The sequence below is a fragment of the Arthrobacter sp. ISL-30 genome (assembly GCF_018613855.1).
Lineage (GTDB): Bacteria > Actinomycetota > Actinomycetes > Actinomycetales > Micrococcaceae > Arthrobacter.
On record NZ_JAGGPK010000030.1, the window covers coordinates 71,179 to 77,424 of the forward strand.

General features: G+C 58.3%; 7 protein-coding genes. 4 read left to right on the forward strand and 3 right to left on the reverse strand.

Annotated features, from left to right (window positions below; translation table 11 throughout):
• Positions 1-105: 105 nt before the first annotated feature.
• Positions 106-288: a hypothetical protein gene (locus tag J7E82_RS12700; protein ID WP_214863169.1), complete on the reverse strand. Its 183-nt coding sequence runs from the start codon at positions 286-288 to the stop codon at positions 106-108.
• A gap of 288 nt (positions 289-576) precedes the next feature.
• On the opposite strand from J7E82_RS12700, the gene J7E82_RS12705 reads away from it, so the two are divergent.
• Together J7E82_RS12705 and J7E82_RS12710 are read left to right on the forward strand one after the other, a co-directional pair.
• Positions 577-1,791, forward strand: coding sequence for a glycosyltransferase (locus tag J7E82_RS12705; RefSeq protein WP_308113797.1), 1,215 nt, complete (start codon positions 577-579; stop codon positions 1,789-1,791).
• A 218-nt stretch (positions 1,792-2,009) separates the two neighbouring features.
• Positions 2,010-3,722 carry a glycosyltransferase family 39 protein gene (locus J7E82_RS12710; protein WP_214863173.1) on the forward strand — a complete coding sequence of 571 codons (1,713 nt, stop codon included), beginning with the start codon at positions 2,010-2,012 and terminating at the stop codon, positions 3,720-3,722.
• 82 nt (positions 3,723-3,804) lie between these two features.
• Here J7E82_RS12710 and rpsI read toward each other — a convergent pair whose 3' ends face one another.
• Together rpsI and rplM are read right to left on the reverse strand one after the other, a co-directional pair.
• On the reverse strand, positions 3,805-4,305 hold the full coding sequence (rpsI, locus tag J7E82_RS12715) for a 30S ribosomal protein S9 (RefSeq protein WP_214863175.1): 501 nt from the start codon (positions 4,303-4,305) through the stop codon (positions 3,805-3,807).
• A 38-nt stretch (positions 4,306-4,343) separates the two neighbouring features.
• Complete coding sequence (rplM, locus tag J7E82_RS12720) at positions 4,344-4,787, reverse strand: 50S ribosomal protein L13 (RefSeq protein WP_214863177.1); 444 nt, start codon at positions 4,785-4,787, stop codon at positions 4,344-4,346.
• A gap of 326 nt (positions 4,788-5,113) precedes the next feature.
• On the opposite strand from rplM, the gene J7E82_RS12725 reads away from it, so the two are divergent.
• Both J7E82_RS12725 and J7E82_RS12730 read left to right on the forward strand, forming a co-directional pair.
• A complete protein-coding gene (locus J7E82_RS12725; protein WP_308113799.1) occupies positions 5,114-5,767 on the forward strand; it encodes a prepilin peptidase in 654 nt (217 codons plus the stop codon).
• 335 nt (positions 5,768-6,102) lie between these two features.
• Positions 6,103-6,246, forward strand: a 144-nt coding sequence (locus J7E82_RS12730) for a Flp family type IVb pilin (RefSeq protein WP_374223615.1), incomplete at its 3' end; no start/stop codon positions are given.

Here is a 6,246-nt window from a genome sequence, read left to right on the forward strand (position 1 = left end):
ACGGCCCGCGCGCGCCATGCCGATGGGCGCGTCACAGTTGGAACTCGGGTCACACCGGCGACGCGCCGGAATGTTACTTTGCGGCAAACTCTCAGCGCTTGGCCCTCAAGGCCGGACCCTTCGGAGCGTAGCCTCTGAGGTGTCGCTTGCCCACCAGGACGCGGCGCTGGGCCGGATGGCGAGGATCTCCCACCCCTTTTTCCTCAGCCTGTTCAATACCCTCGCCTGCCTGCGTGGGTGGTTGTAAACGGTGACGGTTGTGTACTCGTAGTCGGCTTGCCCGTTCATGCCACTTCCTCCTGGTTCATTCCTCTCCTTAAAACAGACCCCAGTAGTCTCAGTGAACATGACCGGCAGTGGCCCGCGGATCCGTGGCCTGTACGCGATTTCGTGAAGGATCATCCGCGAACTACTGGCGGTGTACTCGCAGCCTCCGAGTCAACGTACTCCCATAATTTGTATCTTGATTTAAAGTTGCGCATCTTGATTTAAAATTGCGTATCTTGACTTAGAATTGCGTGTCCCAAGCCAAGTAGTGCCTTGTAGCATTTCCGCATGACACCATGCTATGGGGGCTTGGCGCTCGAAATTGTAGTACCCGTTTATAACGAGGCCGCCATTCTCGAAAAGAGTATTACGCGACTTGCGGATTATTTGTCGCAAGAAATGTTTTGCAGCTGGAAAATCACAATAGCCGACAATTCAAGTACGGACGGAACCGGTGTGATTTCCCAAAGGCTTGCAAGCGAAATTCCAAATGTCGGCTATAGACGATTGGAAGTTAAAGGACGCGGTCTTGCCCTACGCGATGCGTGGGGAGCGTCCGAAGCCAAAGTACTGGCTTATGTCGATGTTGACCTTTCCACCGACCTGGCAGCATTGCCTCCGCTTATCGCACCGCTGCTGTCGGGACACTCCGACGTCAGTATCGGTACCCGCCTTCGGCACAGTTCGCGGGTGGTCCGTGGAACCAAGCGGGAGTTCATCTCCCGGAGCTACAATCTGCTGCTCAGGCGCACGATGCAGGTAGGGTTTTCGGATGCTCAGTGCGGGTTCAAGGCGATACGGGCGGACGTAGCCAAACGGCTCCTACCGTTTGTCGAGGACAACAGCTGGTTCTTCGACACGGAACTGCTTATTCTCGCCGAACGGGCCGGGCTCCGCATCCACGAGATTCCGGTGGACTGGATTGACGATCCGGATAGCAGGGTAGACATCAAGCAAACGGCCTTGGACGACATTCGAGGCTTGGTGCGCGTGGCCGGTTCAATGTTGAGGGGTAGCATCCCACTGCAGGCCATCTACGCCGAACTCGGACGCGGCCCGATAGTTGCTCCAGTCAGGCCAAGCTTTTTCGGGCAAGTCGTGCGCTTCGGCTTGGTCGGGGCTCTTTCCACGGTGGCGTTTGCCGTCCTGTTCCTCTTGCTTCAGGGCCCCCTTGAAGCCCAGCAGGCAAACTTCGCCGCCCTCCTGATTACAGCCGTGGGCAACACAGCAGCCAACCGTAGGTTCACTTTTGCGATTAGGGGACCCCAGCGACTATGGACCCATCAGTTCCAAGGCTTGGTCGTGTTCACGCTGGCCTGGAGCATTACTGCCTCCTCGCTGGCGATCCTGCATGCCGTATCCCCCGAAGTCGCGCCCAACATGGAGCTCTTAGTCCTGACTGCCGCCAACGTTTTGGCCACGCTGTTGCGCTTTGCCTTGCTCCGCCTCTGGGTCTTCCGCCTTCGCCGTGCGGATGATGGAAGGATTACCGTCGTGACTGGCACGAGGCAGCCGGCGGTATGAGCATCAAGGCGAAAAAGCTGTCGGTTCCTGTGGCGGACCGAAGCGGTCCAGCATCTAGATCATCGCACCTGCCATCCTGGTTGTCGTGGTTGCATCCACCAGGACGGCCTCCGTGGGAACGGCCTGCCCTGCTCGGCCTGCTCCTAGGTACCGCGGTTCTGTACCTTTGGGGGCTGGACCGTAACGGCTGGGCCAACTCGTACTACTCTGCGGCCGCAATGGCGGGATCTCAGGACTGGACAGCATTCCTGTTCGGATCCTCCGACCCGGGAAACGCCATCACCGTGGACAAGCCGCCCTTGAGCCTCTGGATCATGAGTGCATCAGTGCGGCTCTTCGGGCTAAGCTCCTGGAGCATCTTGGTTCCTCAGGCGCTCATGGGCGTGACGTGCGTCTATCTCATCTATCGTGTCGTCCAGAAGCGCTTCGACGCCGCCACCGGACTCCTGGCCGGTCTCTTCATGGCGATTACGCCAACCGTGACGGTCATCTTCCGCTATAACAATCCCGATGCGCTGCTGACACTGCTCATGGTCGGAACAGCAGCCTGCACACTCGAAGCCATCGACCGTCGTAGGCCCCTTTGGCTGATCGCCGCCGGTACCCTGACAGGGGCGGCATTACTGACCAAACAGCTCCAAGCCGGGCTAGTCCTTCCGGCCGTCGCACTCACGTACCTACTCTTCGCGGCGGCTCCATTGTTCAAGCGCTTCCTTCACCTTCTCGGCGCACTGGTGGCGGCTGCCCTAACAGCAGGCTGGTGGGTGTTGCTGGTTCAACTGACAGACCCCGCCATAAGGCCCTTCATCGGCGGCTCCCGGACCAACAGCATCATAGAGCTCACGTTGGGATACAACGGCCTAGACAGATTGACCGGTGAGGACGCGAGCAGGACTATGTCTGGAGCTGCCGCAGGACTTGACCAGAAATTGGACCCGGGCTTCCAAAGATTTCTGCAACCACAATTCTCAGGACAATTCGGCTGGTTCCTGCCACTCGCCATTGCTGGCCTGATTGTCGCAATCTGGTGGGTCCTGAAACGCCATGGCTCCATCCAGCAGCGCGCTTTACTACTGATGTGCTCCGTCTGGTTCGTCTGTTCCACAACGATCCTTGCGTACATGTCAGGGATCGTGCATCCGTACTACACCATTGCATCGGTCCCCTCACTGTGCTGCCTTGCTTCATTTGCCGTCGTCCAAATGCTCCGCAGGCTTCATCAGAACCGCGTTCGCCTGGCGCTCGGCGCCATTTTGCTCGCGACAATGCTCATTGCATTTGTCTCAGCTCTGCGTTCTACGGCCGATTTTCCCTGGCTTCCGCAGGTTGTTATTGCCCTTTGGGGTGTGCCCATTGCCGCCGTGTTCATTCCGCCCTTGAATGCCCGCGTCAAGTTAGCCACGGCGGTTCTAGTACTCGCTGCATTGCTAACCGTCCCGGCCCTATGGACCTTAGACACTGTGCTGAGTCCACACGAAGGTGCCGGCGTCGTGGCCGGCCCAAGCATCCGAGGCATCCGCACAGACCATCCAGACCGCAACCAACTGCCCGCCGACGTTCCTGCAAGCTTCAAAGCCGTCATGTTCGGTGATGTACCGGCTACAGGGGTGGTCCAGCGCCTTATGGCAAGCCCGCCTGGAACGAAATGGGCTGCTGCCATGGTCGGATCAGAAACCGCGGCTAATTACCAATTGGAGAGCCAGCGAGCGATCCTGCCAGTGGGAGGCTTCGACGGCACCGACCCGTTCCCCACGCTTGCCCAGTTCCAACAGATGGTCAGTGATGGTCAGGTGGACTCGTTAGTGATCCAAAACCTTCCCCCACTGACCTCACAAGGCCGTGCTGAGTCGGCGCGGATCGTTGAGTGGGTCACAAGCCATTACACACCGGAACCCATCGATGGGGCCTCCTACTATCGGCTCACGCCCTAAGAAGCAGGAACAGGGAAAGCCCGCCCCGCCGAAAAGGCGGAACGGGCTTTCGTGCAGGCGAGGAACGCTTGCGGAAGCGGATTTAGCGCTTGGAGTACTGCGGGGCGCGACGTGCCTTCTTGAGACCGGCCTTCTTACGCTCGATGACGCGGGCGTCACGAGTCAGGAAGCCGGCCTTCTTCAGGGTCGGGCGGTTGTTCTCGACGTCGATCTCGTTCAGCGAACGGGCGACACCGAGGCGCAGGGCGCCGGCCTGGCCGGACGGGCCACCACCGTGGATGCGTGCGATGACGTCGTAGGCGCCTTCAAGATCGAGGATCTTGAACGGTTCGTTGACTTCCTGCTGGTGCAGTTTGTTCGGGAAGTAGTTCTCCAGCTGGCGACCGTTGACGGTCCACTTGCCGGTGCCCGGCACAACGCGAACACGTGCAATGGCCTGCTTGCGGCGGCCAACAGCTCCACCGGCAACGGTCAGGGCGGGACGTTCCTTCTTCGGCGCAGCGTCTGCCGGTGCGCTTTCAGAGGTGTAGCTGGTCAGTTCCTCGGCCTCAACGGCTTCGGTGGTCTCTTCGTTCTGAGCCACGGTTCTCCTTGTGTAGATAAGTTGTTTGGTGGCCAGGACTACTGGGCGACCTGGGTGATTTCGAAAGTCTTCGGCTGCTGTGCAGCGTGGGGGTGCTCCGGGCCACGGTAGACCTTGAGCTTGCCCAGCTGCTGAGCGGCGAGGGAGTTCTTGGGGAGCATGCCCTTGATGGCCTTCTCCACGGCGCGAACCGGGTTGGATTCCAGCAGCTCCGCGTAGTTGACGGAGGTCAGGCCGCCCGGGTAGCCGGAGTGGCGGTATGCGCGCTTCTGCTCCAACTTGGCGCCGGTCAGGGCAACCTTCTCGGCGTTGATGATGATGACGAAGTCGCCCATGTCCATGTGGGATGCATAGGTCGGCTTGTGCTTTCCGCGCAGCAGTGTTGCGGTCTGGCTGGCAAGACGACCCAGGACAACATCGGTGGCGTCAATGACGTGCCACTGGCGGTTGATATCGCCGGGCTTCGGGGTGTACGTACGCACGGTTTTGGCCTCGTTCTTGTTCTGGCGTTCATGTTTTAGATGCCACCCGAAGAGGGTGCACCTACTCTGTATGCGCTACCGGAACAGAGGTGAGGGCTCTATGTAACCAGTCATCCCAAAGTCTCGAAAATGCCCCTTGGGTAGCGACCCTGCAACTGGATCCCCAAGTGGGCACGCGTCATCGAGAAAGGACACGCACAACGACTATCAAGAGTAGCCTCTACACCTATGCCGGGTCAAAATGGGGATTACCGGCTCGCTACGCCAAGCCCCGCCGCAGCTTGACTATGCAGTTTGACTACGCAGTTTGACTACAAGGAGACGCAGTGACGATAGCTCTCGTTCATCCGCTAATCATCGTGACCGCTGCCCTGGCGGGCCTCATCCTAAGTCCCCTGGCCGAGCTACTCGTGGCACGGATGCTCCCGCGGCTTGGCGCAATGCCGTCCGGGAAAGTGCGGATGACGACGGCGGCAGTCACCGGGGTCCTTTTTGCTTTGCTAACGCTTCGCTTCGGGGTGATTCCCGAGCTGCCGGCGTATTTATTGCTGGCATTGCTCGCCGTGCAATTGTCGCGAATTGATTTGCAGTTGCATTTGCTGCCTAATGGGCTGGTTTTAATGCTGCTCGCGGCAGGATTTCTGCTTCTGAGTGTCCCCGCCGGCATCGATTCCGAGTGGTCAGCTGTGCTTCGCGCAGCACTCGGCGGGGTCACCCTGTTCTTTGTCTACCTGATTTTGGGCCTAATTTCGCCGGGTGGAATTGGAATGGGTGATGTAAAACTCGCCGCCCCCTTGGGAGTGTACCTAGGCTACTTGGGCTGGAGCGAATTGTTCTACGGAGGAACCCTAGGCTTCGTGGCGGGCGGTTTGTTCACAATCCTCGTTTTGCGGCTAAGCCGCGGAAAGAAGCCGTCAGAAGTGGCTCACGGGCCCGCGATGCTTGCAGCTGCCCTTGGCGTTATGCTCCTGCACTCTTAGTATTTCCTATCCCGGATTTGGGGCCTTTTTGTTATGCCCCTTTCGCGCTCCAAGTAGTAAACGCAAGATTTACTCAAGAAACTGAGTACCTGACTCAAGAGTACTCCACAGGGCAGTTTAAACCACTCGAAAAAGTCGAGTACTCCTACGCATTGTTTCAGTTTCCTGGACAGGCAATTCTTGACCTATCGAAATCCGAATCGCTAAAGAACCGTCAATCAAAAGCTGGGAGACGGGAATTATGGGGGCGATTTGGGATTCGGGTTTTCCATCAAATTAGTTCAAGAAATTCCATTATCTGGGAAGGATTTACAATGTCATCTCTTATGGTCTCCATGCTCTCTTTCATCGCCGGTGTCAAGGACCGTTTTTCCTCCGAAAAGGGTGCAACCGCAGTTGAATACGGTCTCTTGGTTGCTCTGATCGCTGCAGTCATCATCGGCACGGTGGTGACTCTGGGCGGGCAGATCAACACGGCG

Coding starts and splice junctions, on each gene's coding strand:
- J7E82_RS12700 (WP_214863169.1), bottom strand. CDS start 288: ATGAACGGGCAAGCCGACTACGAGTACACAACCGTCACCGTTTACAAC.
- J7E82_RS12710 (WP_214863173.1), top strand. CDS start 2,010: ATGGCGGGATCTCAGGACTGGACAGCATTCCTGTTCGGATCCTCCGAC.